Here is a 17005-nt window from a genome sequence, read left to right on the forward strand (position 1 = left end):
GTGCGAGTCTGGCACCCGCCACTGACAGCGGCCCCGATCACGCGCCGCGCGCGCTCAGGCCGCCTTGTGGAACAGCGCCGCGGCCTCCCCGCGCGAGCCCACCCCCAGCTTCGTCAGGATCTTGGCGACGTGGAACTTCACCGTCGACTCGCTGATGTGGAGTTCCTGGGCGATCTGCCGGTTGCGGTGGCCGAGCGCGAGGTGGGTGAGGACCTCCAGTTCGCGTTCACCGAGGTCGGCGAGCGGGTTCACCGCGCCGTGCGGAGCGTCCGGGGTGGCGAGCGGGATCACGGCCGTCATGGTCGTGCCCCAGCCCCGGACCGCCTCCATGTCCAGGTGTCCCCCCAGCACCTCCAGCCGGTCGGTGACGCTGCCCGCCCCCAGGTCGCAGCGCTCCAGCGCGCCCGACCCGTCGTCCCGCACGGTCGCCCGCAGCTCGTGCTCGGTGAGCTGCCAGCCGACATGGACCCGGCGCACGGAGTCCTGCTCCAGCACCACCAGCAGCAGCGCCCGCACGATGGCCCGGGCGCTGTGCGCCACGTCCGCGGCGAGGGAGCGGCCGGAGTCCGGCGGGCCGAGTTCGAGCCCGACCGGCGTGTGCCGGAGCATCGGCCGCAACTCCTCGGCGAGCCGGGCGAAGGCGTCCGGGGCCGGCTCCTCCGCGATCGCCCGCTCGCGCGTGGTGGCGGCACGCATCTCGATCAACGCGGAGGCCGCGAGGTCGGTGGCGGTCGCCCGGGCCGTCGCGTCGTCGAGCGCCCGGCTGCGCAGCACCCCGAGAACACCGGAGACGGCGGCGGCGTGGGCCGTCGAGAGCTCCGCGACGACCCGGGCCCGGGTGTCGGCCGCGGCGCGCGAACGCGCCAGCGCCCCCGGCATCGCCTCCACCGCGAACCGGTCGAAGTGGCTGGTCACCAGGTCCCAGAGCGCTTGCACCACGCCGAGCCGGTCCTCGTCGACGCGCACCGAGCCCTCGTCCCGGACGAGGACGAGGACGGAGCGGCGCGCCGTCGCGTCGCTGGTGACCGCGACGACCTCGCGCTCCCGCCCGCCGATCGTGGCCCGCCCCTGCCACGGGCTTCCGGGGGTGCCGGTGGCCAGCATCGTGGTGAGTTCGGCCGCGACGAGCAGCTCGGTCTCGCCGACGGTCTTGAACGGCGAGTGGGCGCAGTGCGTGGAGAGTTCGGCGGCTCCCCGGTGTGGGATCAGGGGCGCGAGGGCGGCCGAGAGGCGGGGCAGGATCTCCCCGAGCGGCTGCCGGATGATCTCGTACGCCGTGGTCAGCGTCGTCGCGTCCATGGACGCAGCGTAGTCAGGGGGCTGGTCCCGGGGACTGTCCTTTCGGCCAGGTGGGACTGGCCGTTGGGAGGGCGGAGCGGGGGCGGTGGCGATCGCAGGCTTGGTCCATCGAAGCAGCGAGCGTTCGACGAGGGTCCACGGAGGCGGAGATGGAAGCGATCACGTACGAGGAGTTCGGCGGACCGGAGGTCCTGCGCCACGAGGCAGGGGTGACCGTGCCCGAGCCCGGTGCCGGCGCGGTACGGGTGAAGGTGGCGGCTGTCGGCGTCAACCCCGTCGACCACAAGCGGCGTCACGGCTGGGTCGAGGCGTTCTACCCGACGACGTTCCCGGCCGTGCCCGGCCTGGAGTTCGCCGGCACGGTGGACGCGCTCGGGGAGGGCGTGACGGGGGTCGAGGTCGGTGACGAGGTCTTCGGCTGGACGACGACCGGCGCCTACGCCGAGTACGCCCTGGCCGAGGTCTTCGCCCCCAAGCCGGCCGGTCTGACCTGGGAGCGGGCCGCGAGCCTCCCGGTGGCCGGCGAGACCGCCCAGCGGGTCCTGGACCTGCTCGGGGTGGAGCGGGGCGAGACGCTGCTGCTGCACGGCGCCGCGGGCGTCGTCGGCTCGGTGGCCGTCCAGCTCGCGGTGGCGGCCGGGGTGACGGTGGTCGGCACCGCCTCGGAGCCCAACCACGCGTACCTGCGCTCGCTGGGCGCGATCCCGGTGGCGTACGGCGACGGGCTCGCCGACCGGGTCCGCGCGGCCGCGCCCCAGGGCGTCGACGCGGTCTTCGACGCGGCGGGCCATGACACGCTGCCGGTCTCGGTCGAGCTGACGGGCGGCGCGAAGGAGCGCATCGTCACGATCGCGGCGGTGGACGCGGAGGAGCACGGCATCGTCTTCAGCGGGGTCACGGTCGCCCCGGAGACCGCCCGCACCTGGCTGGCCGCCCACGCCCGGCTGGCGGTCGAGGGCACCTTGGCGGTCCGCGTCGCGGAAACCCTCCCGCTGAAGGAAGCGGCACGGGCGCAGGAACTCAGCGAATCGGGCCATGCGCGCGGCAAGGTGATCCTGCTGCCTTAGAAGATCACTGCAGGACTGCCTCGGCCCGCATGGAGAGGAAGTTCGCCTTGTAGGCGTCGTGTGCCGCCGCGCCGGCGAGGCGGATCAGTGCCTCGTCGTTCTCCCGCAGGGAGGAGGTGTCCAGGTTGTGCGAGCCGGTGAAGGTCCACTTCGTGTCCGGGTGGCCCGCGTAGTTGCCCTCGACGAGCAGGTACTTGGAGTGGACGAAGTAGCCGCCGGCGTCGAGGCGGTAGGGCTTGATGCGGGGGTGGCCCTGCAGCGTCGCGAGATCGTTGGAGTCCTTGTAGACGATCTCGATCCAGCAGTCCTGGTCGGCCAGCGAGCGCAGCTTGGTAGCGATCTCGTCCCGGTGCAGGGCCCACGCGGCGATCCGCACGATGGTCTTGTGGGAGGTCGTGCCGGTGGTCGTGTTCCCGGTGCAGGAGACGTTGTTCAGGAAGCCGAGCACGATGTCGCCGCTCTGCTGCGGGAAGAAGTAGTACTTCGCGTCGCCGGCTTCGCCCGTCCGGTAGTAGTCGCTCGTCTTGCTCATCGCGGCGAGATCGTTGAAGTAGTCGGTGTACGCCGTGTAGAGGGCGGTGTTGCCGACCACGGTGTACGCGTTGTTCCACTGCCGGGTGGTGGCCGACGCCGTCTGGTTGGCGGAGCTCTGGATGACCACGTCCTCGGCGACGCCCTCATCGCCGACGCGGGAGAAGGTGAAGAACTTGTTGTGGTTGATCGGGTTCGTGCCGCCGGCCGCGATGCAGGCGCCGCCTGCGGTGCACACCTGAACCCAGGAGCGCTGGGACCTGTCGGTCCCCAGGGCGGCGATCAGGTTCTGCGCGGGTGCCGGGGTGGGCGATTCGACGGACTTGTGATCCAGGACCACGCGGACGTTGACGCCGCGCAGGTGCGCGGCGACCAGGGCATCGGTGAAGTCCTGGTCCTGCATGACGTACAGGGCCGCCCGCAGGGTGCGATCCCCTTGGGTGCGGTCGATGGCCTGGATGATGTGGTTCTTCACGGCGTCCTGTTCGGCCGCCGTCCCCTTCGGGTTGTTGAAGACGGCACCGGTGACGACGGGTGGCGCGTCGTCGGCGGCGGCGGGGGCGATGCCTGAGATCACAAGGGCGAGGGCGACCGCAACGGTCGCCCAGAAACGCTGGTGTATGACTCCTCCTGGGCTCGATGGTGGCATGAGCCTGCCATGCGTCCTCCGTGAGTGGGAACGAAAGGCTCCGCTGGGTGCGGGGTCAGGGGGACAGGAGGAGATCCGGACGCCGTAGCCCTTCGTGGCAGCGAGCGCCGCTCCGGCGGCGGCTCCCGCCTTGCTCCCGGAGCTGGGTTGGGGCGAACGTTGCCTGATGCGGCACTAGGCGGCCTCTCTTCGTTCGGCGTCGCAGTCGCGGCAGCGGCCGGGCTCCGGGGAGCGGAAGGCCCGGTCGCACTCCTCGCAGGTCTGGAAGGGGTCGGGTGCCGGTGGCCGGGCGGGCAGGGGTGGCGGCAGCAGGGCCGTGAGTCGGTGGGCGACGAGCCCGGCCGGGCTTCTGAGCTGGTCGGGGAGGCAGGCGGAGAGGGTGCGGCGGACGGCGTCGGGGTGGGCACCGCGCTCGAACCAGGCGGTGACACCGGGGGCGAGGCGTCGGACGTCCCGCTCGGCGAGGAGAAGCCGGGGTTCGTACAGGCGCAGCCCGGCGAGGAGTTCGGCGGCGGGGCGGTGCGCCTGAGGAAGCGCGGGCGGGGGCGGCGGGGGCGGCGGCGGAAGTTTCGGGGCCGGGCGCGGGGCGGGGGCCGGAGGCGACGGGGGTGTCTCCGGTACGGGCTCCTGGTGCGCCGGCGGCGTGGGTGGCACCGGCGGCGTGGGTGGCGTCTCCGGCGGGGGCTCCGGTTCAGCCCCTGGTCGGTTGTACGAGACCGTGCGCGGAACCAGCCGCCCGTTGGGCAGACGCTCGTTGAAGCGCTTCAGGTAGCCCGCCGCCTCCAGCTCGCGCATGGCGGCGGCGACACGCAGCTCTCCCTCCGGGAAACGGTCGGCGATGGCCTTGATGCCGACGGAGGCCCCGGCGGGCAGCGACTGGATGTGGACGGCGAGTCCGATCGCCAGCAGCGAGAGCTCGTGGTGCTGGGCGAGGTGGTTGCCGACGACCGTGTAGCCGGTCGTGAGGCGGACATTGACGTGAATGAGTCCGGCGGGGCGCGAGGTCGCGCTAGGCTGCTGATAAGCCATCGGGAAGCTACTACTTCCTACTGGTAAGCCATCGGGGAAGCTACTACTTCCTCGTTGGTCAGGCCCTCGGTCGGGATCGCTAGTCCCGTCGAGGGCCGACGTCTGTCTGGGGTCGGCGAGAGCATATGCCAGGCAACCAGTCCCAAATCCAGCCCAGTTGGCACAGATCACCCGTGTGAGTGACCGGTGATCGACGGGGAGGCTGGAGGGGTGGGGTGGGTACTTTCCCCCGGTTTCTTTAAAGCTTTTCCGTCGTGGCCTGCCGCGTCGCGGCCCCCCGCTACGCGGCGGGAACGTCCTCACGGGAGCCCGATCACCGCCCAGACCGTCTTGCGCGGCACGGGCCCCGACGACACGCCCCACTGGTCCGCGAGCGCCTCGACGAGCAGCAGCCCCCGCCCCGACTCGGCCACGCCCGCACCCCTCAGGACCGGGACGCGGTCGCCCCGGGTGTCGGTCACCTCGATACGGAGCGTGGTCGCCGTCGCCGAGAGCGCCAGGTGGAAGTCCCGTCCGGGCACCCGACCGTGGGTCACCGCGTTGGCGGCGAGCTCGGCGACGACATGGGCCGCCTTCTCCGTGACGGCCTCCAGATCCCAGGACCGGAGCTGTTCGACGGCCAGGAGCCGGGCGAGGCGGGCGCCCCTGCGCGTAGCGGAGAGCTGAATTCCGAACTGGCGTACAGACGCCAACACTTGGGGGGTTTCTTGATTCATGTCACTCAGCGTGGTGGGCCGTACGTACGCTGCCCAGCGAGGACGCCCTTACGTACGGTGATTGTCCCGAGACTGTCCGGTGCTGTCCCGGCTGTCCCGCGCGGCCGTCGGGTACGGCGGCGCTGAGCACAGGTACGGCATCACGGAGGTGGGCGGGCGTGAGCGTGAGCGTGGACGAGACGGAAGAGCCGGGCTGGGAGGTCGACCCGGAGGACGAGCCGGGCGCGGCGGTGGTCGCGGCGGTGGGGCGGCAGATCAGGAAGTGGCGCGAGTCGAAGGGGCTACGGGCTGCCGAGCTCGGCGAACGGATCGGATACGGCGAGGACTTGATCCGCAAAGTGGAGCGCGGCGCCCGCATTCCTCGCACCGAGTTCCTGGACAAGGTGGACGACGCCCTGGGGGCGGGCGGGCTCATCTCGGCGATGAAGCAGGACGTGGTCGAGGTTCGGTATCCGAAGAAGCTGCGAGATCTGGCGAAGCTGGAGGCGCGGGCCGTCGAGTTCGGGCTCTACAGCAACTACAGCATGCACGGTTTGCTGCAGACCGAGGAGTTCGCGCGGGCGCTGTTCCGGACGCGACGGCCGGCGTACGGGCCGGAAGAGCTGGAGCGGCTCGTGGCGAACCACCTGGCCCGCCAGTCGGTCTTTGCCTGCCCGCCGGGGCCCGATCTCAGCTTCGTCCAGGAAGAAGTGACGCTGAGGCGGCCGGTCGGAGGGAGAATGGTGCTGCGACGTCAGCTCGAACGTCTGCTGGAGGTGGGTGAGTTGCCCAACGTCGAGATCCAGGTGATGCCGACCGAGCGCGCCGACCACCCGGGCAACGGTGGGCTGATCGAAGTGTTGAAATTCGAGGACGGTACCGCCGTAGGACGCTCCGACGGTGCTTTCAACGGCCGTGCGGTGTCCGACCCAAAGCGGCTCCGGATCTTGGAGTTGCGCTATGGCATCATCCGGGCTCAGGCTCTCACCCCCGGGGAGTCGCGGGCCTTCATCGAGGAACTGCTGGGAGAGACATGATCCGCAAGTCCGAGCTGGAGTGGTTCAAGAGCAGCTACAGCAGCAACAGCGAAGGCGATGACTGCGTCGAGGTCGCCACCACCCCCGGCGCCGTCCACGTCCGTGACTCCAAGGACACCGACCTCCCCCACCTGGGCCTCGCGCCCTCCGCCTGGGCCGCCTTCGTCCCGTACGCCGCGCAGGGCTGAACAGGGCGGGGCGGTGACCCGGCTCCGACCCCGGTCACCGCCCCGTCCACCCACCTTCGCCGGTCAGCGCGTGGCGCGCCACGCGGGGAGCGCCGAGGCGGTCATGGCGACCGCCGCGCACACCCCCGCGGCGGTGCCGACCGCCGTCCACGGCACCGAGAGGGACACCGGTGCGGACAGGGCCGCGAGGCCCGCGCCGAGGGCCCCCAGATTGACGGCCGTCACGGCCAGGCCGAGGGTCGCCCCGATCGCCACCGCCAGGGCCGCCTCGCCGGTCACGACCCGGATGATCTGCGTGCGCGTGGCGCCGGCCAGCCGGAGCGCGGCCAGCTCCGCGCCCCGTACCGATGTCGCCATCAGCAGGGTGTTGGCGAGCGCGATCACGGTGTAGACGAGGGCGATACCGAGGACCAGGAGCAGCCCGAGCCGTGTCTGCGGGCTGGTCGTGGGGTACGTGGCGGCAGCCCACTCCGCCACCGTCCGCACCGTCCCGCCCGCCGCCGCCAGCGCTGCGGGATCGGACGCCTCGATCCGGTCCACGGCCGCGCCGGGGGCGTTCGCCCGCGTCACGTACGGGCCGTTGTCGCCCGTCCCGAGTGCCAGGACCGCCACCACCCGCAGCCTCACCGGACCGCTGCCGTCCGCGAGCCACACGTCGACGGAGTCGCCGACGGACCGCCGCTCCCACTCCTCGTTGACGACGATCGACCGGTCGTCGAGATCGGCCACGTCGCCGGCGACCACCGGCAGCCGCGCCAGGTCCGCGAAGGCGGCCGGGTCCAGGACCGCCCGTGCCCCGTACTTCACCAGGGCCGCGTCCCCGTCCCGGGAGAAGACGGACGTCGTCGCGGTCGCCGAGGTGCCGGGGACCGGCCGCAGGTTCTCGCCCGTGACCACGTACCGGGCGGCGGTCTGTTCCCGCGCCTCGGCGGCCTTCGTGCTCGTCACCGTCGCCGCCGAGCCCAGGAGCGAGCCGGCCAGCGCCACGGTGACGAGGACCGGCGCGGCCACGGCGGCGGTACGGCGCACGGCGGCGGCGCTGTTCTCCCGTACGAGCAGGCCCGTCGCCCCGGGCAGCCGCAGGGCGCGCGCCACCGGGCGGACGAGCAGCGGGGAGAGCAGGGCGACGCCTGTGATCAGGAGCATCGGCAGCGTCGTGTACGTCTTGCGCTTGAGCAGCGACGACGGGTCGGTGACCCCGGTCCACACGAGCAGCCCGGCGCCGGTCAGGAGCAGCCCCGTGCCGAGCAGCGCCCGGCCGAGCGGGAGCACGTCGGTGTCGACGTCCGCCTCGCGCAGCGCCGCCGTCGGGCCCACCTTCCCGGCCCGGCGCGAGGCCGCCACCGCCCCGGCGAGGGCGACGGTCACCCCGGTCCAGAACGCGGCATGCAGGGGCCAGGTGGCGCTGCCGATCGCGAACCAGTCGGGGGCGAGGGCCCCGTCGACGAGCACCCCCGCCAGCCGGGGCGCGCCCCACGCGCCGAGCGCGCAGCCGGCGGCCGAGGCGACGACGCCGACGCCCGCGGCCTCGGCGAGCAGCATCCGCCGGACCTGGCCGGGGGTGGCACCGGCGGTGCGCAGGAGACCGAACTCCCTCCGGCGCAGCGCGACCGCGAAGGCGAACGTGGAGGCGACGACGAAGACGGAGACGAAGGTGGTGACGCCGCCGGCGGTGCCGAGCAGCGAGTTGAGGGCGATCAGCGCCTCGGCGTCCCGCTCGGGCTCCGGATCGGCGAGCCGCCGTTCGTTCCCCGTGAGGACCCGGGCCCGCTCGCCGACGAGGGCACGGACGTCGTCGGCGGGGCCATCGACCCCGACGGCGTCGGGGCCGCCTGCCGTGGTGACGGTCCAGCGGGCCTTCAGCTCGGCGAGCAGTTCGATATCCACAGGCTGTGGACGGTCGAGCGGGCGGGATACGGAGGCCGTGCCCGGCCCCCGCCGGACGTCGACGGTGACCGCGTCCTTCCCCTTCACCACCACGGGCGCGGAGGCGAACCTCCGCGGTTCCCGCTCCGGTGCGTCGAAGGTCGAGGCGAGGCCGAGGCCCATGGTGGTGAGGAGCCCGACACCGAGGGCGAGGGCGACGAAACTGCCGAGGAAGGCGGCCCAGCGGGCGCGGAGACCGGAGAGGACGACGGTCAGCACGGGACGGCCTCCGTCCCGGACGTGTCCGCCGCTGCGGTCTCCAGACCCGCCATCCGGGCCGCGACCCGCTCGACCGTGGGCCCGTACAGCTCGCCCTCGACCCGCCCGTCGACCAGGAACACCACCCGGTCCGCCCGCGCGGCCGCCACCGGGTCGTGCGTCACCATGACGATCGTCTGGCCGTCCCGGTCCACCAGCTCCCGCAGCATGGTCAGCACCTCGCGGCTGGTGGTGGAGTCCAGCGCGCCGGTCGGCTCGTCGCCGAAGAGCACCGCCGGCCGGGTGATCAGCGCCCGGGCGATCGCGACCCGCTGCTGCTGTCCGCCGGACAGCTCCCCGGGGCGGTGCGACTCCCGCCCGCCGAGCCCGACCCGTTCCAGTGCCGCGCGCACCTCGCCCCGGGACACCCGGCGCCCGGCGAGGCGCAGCGGCAGTGCCACGTTCTGCGCGGCGGTGAGCGAGGGCAGCAGGTTGAACGACTGGAAGACGAAGCCGATCCGGTCGCGGCGCAGCAGGGTGAGCCGTCGCTCGCTCAGCCCGTCGAGCGCGACCCCGCCCACCTCCACGCTCCCGCTCGTGGGCCGGTCGAGACCGGCCGCGCACTGGAGCAGCGTGGACTTGCCGGAGCCCGAGGGGCCCATGACGGCGGTGAAGGTCCCGGTGCGGAAGTCGAGGTCGACGCCGTCCAGGGCGCGGACGTCACGATGGTGGCGGTGGAGGTCGGTGAGCCGAACGGCGGTGTCGGAGTTCGTCGTTGGTGACATGGCTCAAGCGAACCGTCTCGCGCGCCGGTGATCACGACCGCTGGAGGGCGTCTTGGGGGTATGCCTGGCCCTACCCCGGCCGTACGCCCGGCCCCCGCTCCGCCGTGCGCGTCACCCCTTGCGTACGGCCGCCGCGAACACGGCGAGCGGGTCCAGCGGCTCGCGGCCCAGGAGCTCGCGCAGGCTGTTCCTCACCCCCGTGCCGTCCATGAAGCCGTGCGCGATGGCCGAGTACGTGCCCGTCAGCATCGGGACCTGGAACGCCTCGGCGCCGGACGCGGCGTGGGCGGCCCGGGCCCCGGCGAGCGTGCCGGGGGCGTACTCGGCGCCCAGCGCCCGCGCCAGGTCGGCACCGCCCAGCGGGCGCTCGCCGACGAGCTCGTACGTGCGGCCCGCGTGGGCGGCCGGGTCGGTGGCGACGGTGACGGCGACCTCGGCGAGGTCCTCGCGGGCCACCGCGGCGAGCCGGCCCGTGCCGAGGGGGCCGGTGACGCGGTTGTCGGCGTCAGGGGCGGCGATCCAGGTGAGGAACTCGGCGTACAGCCCGTTGCGCAGGACGGTCCATGCCACGCTCGACCGCCGGAGCCGCCGCTCGGTCCAGCGGTGGGCGAGCGCGTACGGGAGGTGGTCGCCGTCGCCGGAGAGGCTGGTGTAGACGATGTGCCCGACGCCGGCCCGCTCGGCGGCGGAGACGGCGGCCTCGTGACGGGCGACGACCGTGTCGTCCTCGCCGTATCCGGCGGAGATCAGCAGCAGGGTCTCGACCCCCGCGAAGGCGTCCGGCAGCGTCCCGGGCTCGTCGAAGTCGACGAGACGGGTGCCGGGCAGACCCGCGCGCGTGCCGAGGACGACGTCGTCGCGACCGGCCAGACGCTCCGCGACGAGCGAGCCGAGACCGCCGGAGACACCGGTGACGAGCAGCATGATTCCCCCGATTTCGTGATCGTGTGCGGTGACACTCATTCTTGGACCAGCGCGCGGATCCCGTAAGGAGGCACATTCATGTCAGTGGGGCACACGGAGGTAACCACCGACCCGGTCGTGAGCTGCGCCGAGGAGTGCGGGGTACGGGATGTGCAGGACCGGCTGGGCGACAAGTGGACCGTCCACGTCGTCGTCGAACTGGCCGCGGGGGCACGCCGGTTCAAGGAGCTGCAGCGGCTGGTCACCGGCATCTCGCAGCGGATGCTCACCCTGACGCTGCGCCGCCTGGAGCGGGACGGTCTGGTGACGCGGACGGTGTATCCGACGACGCCGCCGCAGGTGGAGTACGCGCTGACGGAGACCGGCCACAGCATGACGCACCTGATCAAGCAGCTGGTCGACTGGTCGCTCGACCACCGCGCGGTGATCGGCCGGGCGCGCGAGGAATGGGACGCCAAGCAGTCGTGAGCGAGACGAGAACGACGGTCGAGCGGGCCTTCGAGGCCCTGTACACGGACGACGACACGGCCCTGGACTCGGCGGCGTCCCTGCTCGCGGCGGACCGGGCGGCGGACGCGGAACTCGCCCTCCGGGGTGAGGAGTTCGTGCGGCGGGCATGGGAGCGGGGCTGGCAGCCCGCGGACCTCGTACGGCTGGTGCGGCGGGATCTCGCCGAGGAGCACGTGCGACGGGCGGGGGCCCTGATCGCCTCGGAGACGGGGCGGTACGAGCGGCTGCCGCACCGCTGGGCCGCGCAGCTGGCCGACCTCGACACCGGCCCCGTCCGCGCGGACCGCTTCTCCTCGGCGACGACGACCCTGGAGCTGTACCGGCTGCTCGTCAGGCTGCCGTCCCTCGAACCGGTGGGCCCGGTGCCCGGTGACGTGCTGCCGGCCGCCGTGGCGGGGGAGCCGCGGATGCTGACGCGCGTGCGGGCCCTGCTCGCCAAGGCGGAGGCGACGGGCTACCCGGAGGAGGCGGAGGCGCTGACGGCCAAGGCGCAGGAGCTGATGGCCCGCCACAGCCTGGACGAGGCGGCGCTGGAGTCCCGTACGCCCTCGGGGGACGTGCCGGGAGCGATCCGGATCGGGGTGGAGCCGCCGTACGAGCAGGCCAAGGCGATCCTGCTGGACGCGGTGGCGACGGCCAACCACTGCCGGGCGGTGTGGAACGAGCCGTACGGCTTCTCGACGGTCGTCGGCTTCGAGGCGGACCTCGACCCGGTGGAGCTGCTCTACACCTCGCTCCTGGTGCAGGGCACGGCGGCGATGACGCGGGCGGAGGCGGAGCAGCGGGCGGGCGGCCGGAAGCGTACGAAGTCCTTCCGGCAGTCGTTCCTGCTCGCGTACGCGAACCGGCTCGGCACCCGCCTGGCGTCCACCTCGCGCCGCGTGGCCTCCGAGACGCCGACGCTCCTCCCGGCCCTGGCCTCCCGCGAGGTCGCGGTCACGGCCCGCGCGGAGGAGATGTTCCCCGAGACGCGGACGACCCGCGTCCGCGCGATGTGGGACGAGGCGGGCTGGACCCACGGCACGACCGCCGCCGACGCGGCGGGGCTGGGGCGGGGACGGAAGGAGATCGAGGACCGTCCCTGACGGGCTCCCGGTGCCGCCCGCTCCGCCCGAGGACCTCGGCCCTCACCACTCCTTCAGCGCGGCCAGCCCCGCCGCGCAGTCCGGGTATCCGGGAGTCCAGTCGAGCTCGGCCTCGGCCCTGGCGTTGGAGACCCGCATGCTCGTCGTCGAGATCTTGTGCGCGTACGGCATCGGGCGCGTCACCCACGCCGGGACCGTCATCGGCTTCGGGGTGCCGAACACCTCGGCCACCGCGCGCACATGCGCGCCGAAGCCCATCGGGGCGTCGTCCACGATGTTGTACGCCGACCCCGGCCGCCCGCCCTCGACCGCGAGCGCCACCGCGCGCGCCGCGTCGTGCAGATGGACCCAGGGCAGCACCCTGCCCCGGTCCGCGACCGCCGGCAGCTTCCGCTTCCGCAGCAGATCCACGATGGCCTCGGTGCCACCCGGCCCGTAGAACAGCCCGAACCGCAGCGCGACGCCCTCGATCCCCTCGGCGCCGAGCATCAGCTCCTCCTTGGTCCGCATCGCGTCCACGTGCCGCTGCGACGGCGCGTCCAGGCCGGCCGGTCCGAAGACGTCGTCCTCCGTGATCACCCGGTCGCCGAAGTCCCGGTATCCGTAGCCGAAGATCATCGACTCGGCGATCATCCGCCGCGCCCCGACCACGCGCGCCGCCTCCACCAGATGGGCGGTCCCGACGACGCGCAGCGCGTCGGTCGCCGCCATGTCCTGGTGCCTCATCGGGGCCTCGCGCAGCGCGGTCGCCGCATGGACGACCGTGTCGACCTCCAGCCCGTCCACCGCCCGGAGCAGGCCGTCCCGGTCCATGAGGTCGGCGACGACCTCGCTCTCCGCCCCGCGTCCCAGTCCCAGCACGGTGTGTCCGGCCGCGGTGAGCTCCTCGGCGATGTGGCGTCCGAAGACCCCGCTCGCCCCTGCCAGCAGCACGTTCCTGGATTCAGTCATGCTCATGGGACGAGCATGGGCTCCCGGACGTGACATCGCGGGGAGGTGACCCGGGACACAGGGCGCCCGGGTGAAACATCCCTTTCGCCCACGCGCCGCGGCGGACGGCGCCGGGCACGCCCTCGCCCAGCTGAGCCGGGCCGCGATGCTGATGGAGGCCCATCTGCCGGAGCGTGGCGCGCCGCCCGTCCCGGAGGCCGCGGCGCTCGCCGAGGCGCTGCGCCGGTCGACGGAGCGCGGCGCGAAGGCGGTACGGGAGCGCCGGGTGCCGGACTGGGAGGAGCTCCGCGGGGCGGTGGCGAGCGGGCGGGTGCCGGGCGACCCGCTGCTGCGCAAGGGCGCGGGCCTGCTTCTGGACGCCCTGGACGAGCTGTCGCGCGCCCTGGCCGAGGAGGACGGCGACCGGCCATGACCGATACTCGCCGGTAGCACACACAGTCGCGTAGTCGCTACGCCACCCCGCGTGCACGTGCATCTGCTCACGCATTGGCATATGAACACAGCTATGATCCGAGGAAGTTGACACCTGCACCAAGCAACTCGGGGAGCTACCAGTGCATCATGCGCATCACGCGTACAACGGCATGGCGGCCACCGAACTCGACGGTGTCGTGTGGCAGAAGAGCCGGCACAGCAACTCCCAGGGCTCCTGTGTGGAGTTCGCCAAGTTGCCCGGTGGCAACGTTGCCGTTCGCAACTCGCGCCACCCCGACGGGCCCGCTCTCGTCTACACGCCCGCCGAGATAGAGGCGCTGCTGCTCGGCGTCAAGGACGGGGAGTTCGACCACCTGGTGTGAGCGGCCGCGGTGAGCGGTCGCGAGGAGAAGGGCCCCGGCCGGAGCCGGGGCCCTTCTCGTGTACGTCGGGTGCGCCGCGTGCGCCTCGTGGGCGGCCGTCACTCGGGTCCGAGCCGGAACAGCGCCCAGACCACCTTGCCCTGGAGCGTCCCGGCCAGCGGGTGCCATCCCCAGCCGTCGCTGAAGGAGTCCACCAGGAACAGCCCCCGGCCCGACTCCGCCGCGAAGTCCTCGTCGCCCTCGCGCGTCTCGGGGCTGCGGTGGCTGGGGTCGCGTACCGCGCACACCAGTCGGCTCGTCCAGCGCATCAGGTGCAGGCGGACCGGGGGAGCGTGCCGGCCGCCCTCGCCCTGGGGGGCGTCCGACGGCAGCGCGTGGCGCAGGGCGTTGGTGACGAGTTCGGAGACGACCAGCGCGACATCGTCGAAACGCTCGGTCAGCTCCCACTGCGCGAGCGTCGCCTGTGTGAACTTCCGGGCGCCGCGCACCGCTTCGTAGCGAGGTGGCAGTGCGCAGGAGGCGGAGGTGGAGACGGCCGCGGGATCGATCGGCGGAAGCCCCTGCCGTAACGGCTCGAGCATGGTCGATCCATTCGTCCCCATGCGAGGCACTCCCGGGAATCGCGACTGTGGTGCGACAACACGAACGAGTACGCAGCTGCGCGGGGTCCATGGTTCCGAATGCGACCAAGGGATGCAAGGGCAGATGCACGTGCACGCGCCCGTCCTGTCCGACCCCGTGCCGATTCTGTCGCATATCTTCTGCCGGGTGATTTCCCTCTGATCGTGAAGTCGCCCTGAACGTGCCGCCTTTCCGTAATCGAATGTGTACGGGCTGAAGCGTTTAGTGGCACAATCCGGGGGCCCGAGACCCGCGAAGGAGAGGCTGGAGCCGTGACCGCAGTCGAATCGAGCGGAGCGAGCGGGAGCGTGGTGCGGCGCATCCTGCTGGGTTCGCAACTGAGGCGGCTGCGCGAGTCGCGCGGCATCACCCGCGAGGCGGCCGGCTACTCGATCCGCGCGTCCGAATCCAAGATCAGCCGTATGGAGTTGGGCAGGGTGAGTTTCAAGGCCAGGGACGTCGAGGATCTGCTCACGCTCTACGGCGTGAGTGACGAGTCGGAGCGCGGCTCACTCCTCGGACTGGCCCGCGAGGCCAATGTCGCCGGCTGGTGGCACAGCTTCGGCGACGTCCTGCCCGGCTGGTTCCAGACGTACATCGGCCTGGAAGGCGCCGCCTCCCTCATCCGCATCTACGAAGTCCAGTTCGTGCACGGCCTGTTGCAGACCGAGGCGTACGCGCACGCCGTCGTCACCCGCGGCATCCCCGACGCCCCGCATGCCGAGATCGAGCGCCGCGTCGCGCTCCGCCTGGAGCGCCAGAAGGTCCTCGTCTCCGAGAACGCCCCGCACTTCCACGCCGTCCTCGACGAGGCCGCGCTGCGCCGCCCCTACGGCGACCGGGCGGTGATGCAGGGACAGTTGAGGCATCTCATCGAGATCTCCGAGCACCCCAACGTCACCCTCCAGGTCATGCCCTTCAGTTATGGCGGGCACGCCGGCGAGAGCGGCGCGTTCACCATGCTGAGCTTCCCGGAGTCCGACCTCTCCGACATCGTCTATCTGGAGCAGCTGACCAGCGCCCTCTACCTCGACAAGCGCGAGGAGGTCGCCCAGTACGCGCGCGTGATGGAGCGGCTGCGCGAGGAGAGCCCCGATCCGGCCGAAAGTCGCGACCTTCTCCGAGGACTCCTCCAACTCACGTAGCACGTAAGTACGATGACGTGACATCAGTGTTGCCACAGTGTCCGCCACCGCGGGTTAAGGGGTCTCCGTACATGTCCTACTTCACCGACCTGGCCCACCAGTACATCGACGGCGAGTGGAAGCCCGGCAGCGGCTCGTGGGACATCATCGACTTCAATCCGTACACCGGTGAGAAGCTCGCCTCGATCACCGTCGCCACCGCCGACGAGGTCGACCGCGCCTACCGTGCCGCCGAGCGCGCCCAGCGCGAGTGGGCCGAGACCAACCCGTACACCCGCCGGCTCGTCTTCGAGCGCGCCCTGCGGATCGTCGAGGACCGCGAGCAGGAACTGTCCGAGACGATCATGGCCGAGCTCGGCGGCACGCGCCTGAAGGCGGCCTTCGAGCTCCACCTCGCCAAGGAGTTCCTGCGCGAGGCGATCCAGCTGGCGCTGCGCCCCGAGGGCCGGATCCTGCCCTCCCCGGTCGACGGCAAGGAGAACCGCGTCTACCGCCTGCCGGTCGGTGTCGTCGGCGTCATCTCCCCCTTCAACTTCCCCTTCCTGCTGTCGATCAAGTCGGTCGCCCCGGCGCTCGCCCTCGGCAACGCGGTCGTCCTCAAGCCGCACCAGAACACCCCGATCTGCGGCGGCACGCTCGTCGCGAAGGTCCTGGAGGAGGCCGGTCTGCCCGCCGGGCTCCTCAACGTCGTCGTCACCGACATCGCCGAGATCGGCGACGCGCTGCTGACCCACCCGGTCCCGAAGGTCATCTCCTTCACCGGCTCGGACAAGGTCGGCCGCCATGTCGCCACCGTCTGTGCCCAGAACTTCAAGCACGCCGTCCTCGAACTCGGCGGCAACAGCGCCCTGATCGTCCTCGACGACGCCGACGTCGACTACGCGGTGGACGCCGCCGTCTTCAGCCGCTTCGTGCACCAGGGCCAGGTCTGCATGGCCGCCAACCGGATCCTGGTGGACCGCACCCTGGCGGCGGAGTTCACCGAGAAGTTCGTCGCCAAGGTGAAGACGCTGCGGGTCGGCGACCCCGCCGACCCCGCCACGCACATCGGTCCCCTGATCAACGCCCAGCAGGCGGAGTCGGTCTCCTCCGTCGTCGAGCAGGCGGTCGCGGGTGGCGCGACGGCCCTGCTGCACGGCTCGGTGGAGGGCAACGTCGTCTCCCCCTCGGTCCTGACCGACCTCCCGGCCGACGCGCCCGTGCTGAGCCAGGAGATCTTCGGCCCGGTCGCGCTCATCCTGCCCTTCGACGGCGAGGAGGAGGCGATCCGGATCGCCAACGACACGCCGTACGGCCTGAGCGGCGCCGTCCACACGGGTGACATCGAGCGGGGCGTACGAGTGGCCCGGCGCATCCACACCGGCATGATCCACATCAACGACGGCACCGTGGCCGACGAGCCGATCGTGCCCTTCGGCGGCGAGAAGCACTCGGGCATCGGCCGGCTCAACGGCGACGCGATGATCGACGCCTTCACGACCCAGAAGTGGATCTCGATCCAGCACGGCCGGAGCCGGTTCCCCTTCTAGGACAGAAGCTGTCCTCAAGTCTGCATAACGTGGTGGGTG

Annotated in this window: 17 protein-coding genes and 1 pseudogene; 9 read left to right on the plus strand and 9 right to left on the minus strand. The window is 72.1% G+C overall.

Translation table 11 applies throughout. The features are described from left to right. Positions 1–54: 54 nt before the first annotated feature. On the minus strand, positions 55–1299 hold the full coding sequence (locus tag AB0D99_RS21690; RefSeq protein ID WP_362364409.1) for a LuxR C-terminal-related transcriptional regulator: 1245 nt from the start codon (positions 1297–1299) through the stop codon (positions 55–57). A gap of 149 nt (positions 1300–1448) precedes the next feature. Between AB0D99_RS21690 and AB0D99_RS21695 the strand changes: the two genes are divergently transcribed. Then, positions 1449–2366, plus strand: a complete 918-nt coding sequence (locus AB0D99_RS21695; protein WP_362364412.1) for an NADP-dependent oxidoreductase — start codon at positions 1449–1451, stop codon at positions 2364–2366. A 4-nt stretch (positions 2367–2370) separates the two neighbouring features. Here AB0D99_RS21695 and AB0D99_RS21700 read toward each other — a convergent pair whose 3' ends face one another. The 3 genes from AB0D99_RS21700 to AB0D99_RS21710 form a co-directional block, all read right to left on the minus strand. Then, complete coding sequence (locus AB0D99_RS21700; RefSeq protein WP_362364415.1) at positions 2371–3474, minus strand: phospholipase D-like domain-containing protein; 1104 nt, start codon at positions 3472–3474, stop codon at positions 2371–2373. Between the two features lie 246 nt (positions 3475–3720). Further along, positions 3721–4575, minus strand: a complete 855-nt coding sequence (locus AB0D99_RS21705; RefSeq protein WP_362364418.1) for a helix-turn-helix domain-containing protein — start codon at positions 4573–4575, stop codon at positions 3721–3723. A gap of 299 nt (positions 4576–4874) precedes the next feature. After that, positions 4875–5291 (minus strand): ATP-binding protein, encoded by a 417-nt coding sequence (locus AB0D99_RS21710; RefSeq protein WP_362364421.1) that lies wholly within the window; start codon positions 5289–5291, stop codon positions 4875–4877. A gap of 158 nt (positions 5292–5449) precedes the next feature. On the opposite strand from AB0D99_RS21710, the gene AB0D99_RS21715 reads away from it, so the two are divergent. Together AB0D99_RS21715 and AB0D99_RS21720 are read left to right on the plus strand one after the other, a co-directional pair. Beyond that, positions 5450–6307: a helix-turn-helix transcriptional regulator gene (locus AB0D99_RS21715; RefSeq protein WP_362364424.1), complete on the plus strand. Its 858-nt coding sequence runs from the start codon at positions 5450–5452 to the stop codon at positions 6305–6307. Then, a complete protein-coding gene (locus tag AB0D99_RS21720; RefSeq protein ID WP_362364427.1) occupies positions 6304–6495 on the plus strand; it encodes a DUF397 domain-containing protein in 192 nt (63 codons plus the stop codon). Before AB0D99_RS21715 ends, AB0D99_RS21720 begins: the two co-directional genes overlap by 4 nt. 63 nt (positions 6496–6558) lie before the next feature. Here AB0D99_RS21720 and AB0D99_RS21725 read toward each other — a convergent pair whose 3' ends face one another. The 3 genes from AB0D99_RS21725 to AB0D99_RS21735 form a co-directional block, all read right to left on the minus strand. Further along, the gene (locus tag AB0D99_RS21725) at positions 6559–8640 is read right to left on the minus strand and encodes an FtsX-like permease family protein (protein WP_362364430.1); all 2082 of its coding nucleotides are present in this window, start codon (positions 8638–8640) and stop codon (positions 6559–6561) included. Beyond that, on the minus strand, positions 8634–9404 hold the full coding sequence (locus tag AB0D99_RS21730; protein ID WP_362364433.1) for an ABC transporter ATP-binding protein: 771 nt from the start codon (positions 9402–9404) through the stop codon (positions 8634–8636). The genes AB0D99_RS21725 and AB0D99_RS21730 overlap by 7 nt, the downstream gene beginning before the upstream one ends. Positions 9405–9515: 111 nt before the next feature. Continuing rightward, positions 9516–10328 (minus strand): NAD(P)H-binding protein, encoded by an 813-nt coding sequence (locus tag AB0D99_RS21735; protein ID WP_362364436.1) that lies wholly within the window; start codon positions 10326–10328, stop codon positions 9516–9518. A gap of 78 nt (positions 10329–10406) precedes the next feature. On the opposite strand from AB0D99_RS21735, the gene AB0D99_RS21740 reads away from it, so the two are divergent. Beyond that, positions 10407–10796: a helix-turn-helix domain-containing protein gene (locus tag AB0D99_RS21740; RefSeq protein ID WP_362364439.1), complete on the plus strand. Its 390-nt coding sequence runs from the start codon at positions 10407–10409 to the stop codon at positions 10794–10796. Next, entirely contained in the window at positions 10775–11923 is a 1149-nt protein-coding gene (locus AB0D99_RS21745; protein WP_362364442.1) for a DUF2786 domain-containing protein, read from the plus strand. Before AB0D99_RS21740 ends, AB0D99_RS21745 begins: the two co-directional genes overlap by 22 nt. Before the next feature lie 42 nt (positions 11924–11965). Here AB0D99_RS21745 and AB0D99_RS21750 read toward each other — a convergent pair whose 3' ends face one another. Beyond that, a complete protein-coding gene (locus AB0D99_RS21750; protein WP_362364445.1) occupies positions 11966–12880 on the minus strand; it encodes an NAD(P)-dependent oxidoreductase in 915 nt (304 codons plus the stop codon). An 85-nt stretch (positions 12881–12965) separates the two neighbouring features. Between AB0D99_RS21750 and AB0D99_RS21755 the strand changes: the two are divergent. Together AB0D99_RS21755 and AB0D99_RS21760 are read left to right on the plus strand one after the other, a co-directional pair. Continuing rightward, positions 12966–13286: pseudogene (locus AB0D99_RS21755) on the plus strand (FUSC family protein); the annotation flags it as partial. Positions 13287–13458: 172 nt separating this feature from the next. After that, complete coding sequence (locus tag AB0D99_RS21760; RefSeq protein WP_329125573.1) at positions 13459–13671, plus strand: DUF397 domain-containing protein; 213 nt, start codon at positions 13459–13461, stop codon at positions 13669–13671. A gap of 98 nt (positions 13672–13769) precedes the next feature. Here the strand turns inward: AB0D99_RS21760 and AB0D99_RS21765 are convergent, their stop codons facing one another. Further along, positions 13770–14273 carry an ATP-binding protein gene (locus AB0D99_RS21765; RefSeq protein ID WP_362364448.1) on the minus strand — a complete coding sequence of 168 codons (504 nt, stop codon included), beginning with the start codon at positions 14271–14273 and terminating at the stop codon, positions 13770–13772. A 291-nt stretch (positions 14274–14564) separates the two neighbouring features. On the opposite strand from AB0D99_RS21765, the gene AB0D99_RS21770 reads away from it, so the two are divergent. Continuing rightward, entirely contained in the window at positions 14565–15437 is an 873-nt protein-coding gene (locus tag AB0D99_RS21770; RefSeq protein ID WP_362364451.1) for a helix-turn-helix transcriptional regulator, read from the plus strand. 71 nt (positions 15438–15508) lie between these two features. Then, complete coding sequence (locus tag AB0D99_RS21775) at positions 15509–16966, plus strand: aldehyde dehydrogenase family protein (RefSeq protein WP_362364454.1); 1458 nt, start codon at positions 15509–15511, stop codon at positions 16964–16966. Positions 16967–17005 lie beyond the last annotated feature (39 nt).

Origin of the sequence: Streptomyces sp. NPDC047971 (assembly GCF_040653355.1) — a bacterium.
Classification (GTDB): Bacteria; Actinomycetota; Actinomycetes; order Streptomycetales; family Streptomycetaceae; genus Streptomyces.

Bases quoted from the DNA above. Each gene is read 5' to 3' on its own strand.
- AB0D99_RS21775 (WP_362364454.1), top strand. From the start codon at position 15,509: ATGTCCTACTTCACCGACCTGGCCCACCAGTACATCGACGGCGAGTGG.
- AB0D99_RS21690 (WP_362364409.1), bottom strand. From the start codon at position 1,299: ATGGACGCGACGACGCTGACCACGGCGTACGAGATCATCCGGCAGCCG.
- AB0D99_RS21765 (WP_362364448.1), bottom strand. From the start codon at position 14,273: ATGGGGACGAATGGATCGACCATGCTCGAGCCGTTACGGCAGGGGCTT.
- AB0D99_RS21740 (WP_362364439.1), top strand. From the start codon at position 10,407: ATGTCAGTGGGGCACACGGAGGTAACCACCGACCCGGTCGTGAGCTGC.
- AB0D99_RS21730 (WP_362364433.1), bottom strand. From the start codon at position 9,404: ATGTCACCAACGACGAACTCCGACACCGCCGTTCGGCTCACCGACCTC.
- AB0D99_RS21735 (WP_362364436.1), bottom strand. From the start codon at position 10,328: ATGCTGCTCGTCACCGGTGTCTCCGGCGGTCTCGGCTCGCTCGTCGCG.
- AB0D99_RS21705 (WP_362364418.1), bottom strand. From the start codon at position 4,575: ATGGCTTATCAGCAGCCTAGCGCGACCTCGCGCCCCGCCGGACTCATT.
- AB0D99_RS21720 (WP_362364427.1), top strand. From the start codon at position 6,304: ATGATCCGCAAGTCCGAGCTGGAGTGGTTCAAGAGCAGCTACAGCAGC.
- AB0D99_RS21750 (WP_362364445.1), bottom strand. From the start codon at position 12,880: ATGAGCATGACTGAATCCAGGAACGTGCTGCTGGCAGGGGCGAGCGGG.
- AB0D99_RS21745 (WP_362364442.1), top strand. From the start codon at position 10,775: ATGGGACGCCAAGCAGTCGTGAGCGAGACGAGAACGACGGTCGAGCGG.
- AB0D99_RS21710 (WP_362364421.1), bottom strand. From the start codon at position 5,291: ATGAATCAAGAAACCCCCCAAGTGTTGGCGTCTGTACGCCAGTTCGGA.
- AB0D99_RS21760 (WP_329125573.1), top strand. From the start codon at position 13,459: ATGGCGGCCACCGAACTCGACGGTGTCGTGTGGCAGAAGAGCCGGCAC.
- AB0D99_RS21695 (WP_362364412.1), top strand. From the start codon at position 1,449: ATGGAAGCGATCACGTACGAGGAGTTCGGCGGACCGGAGGTCCTGCGC.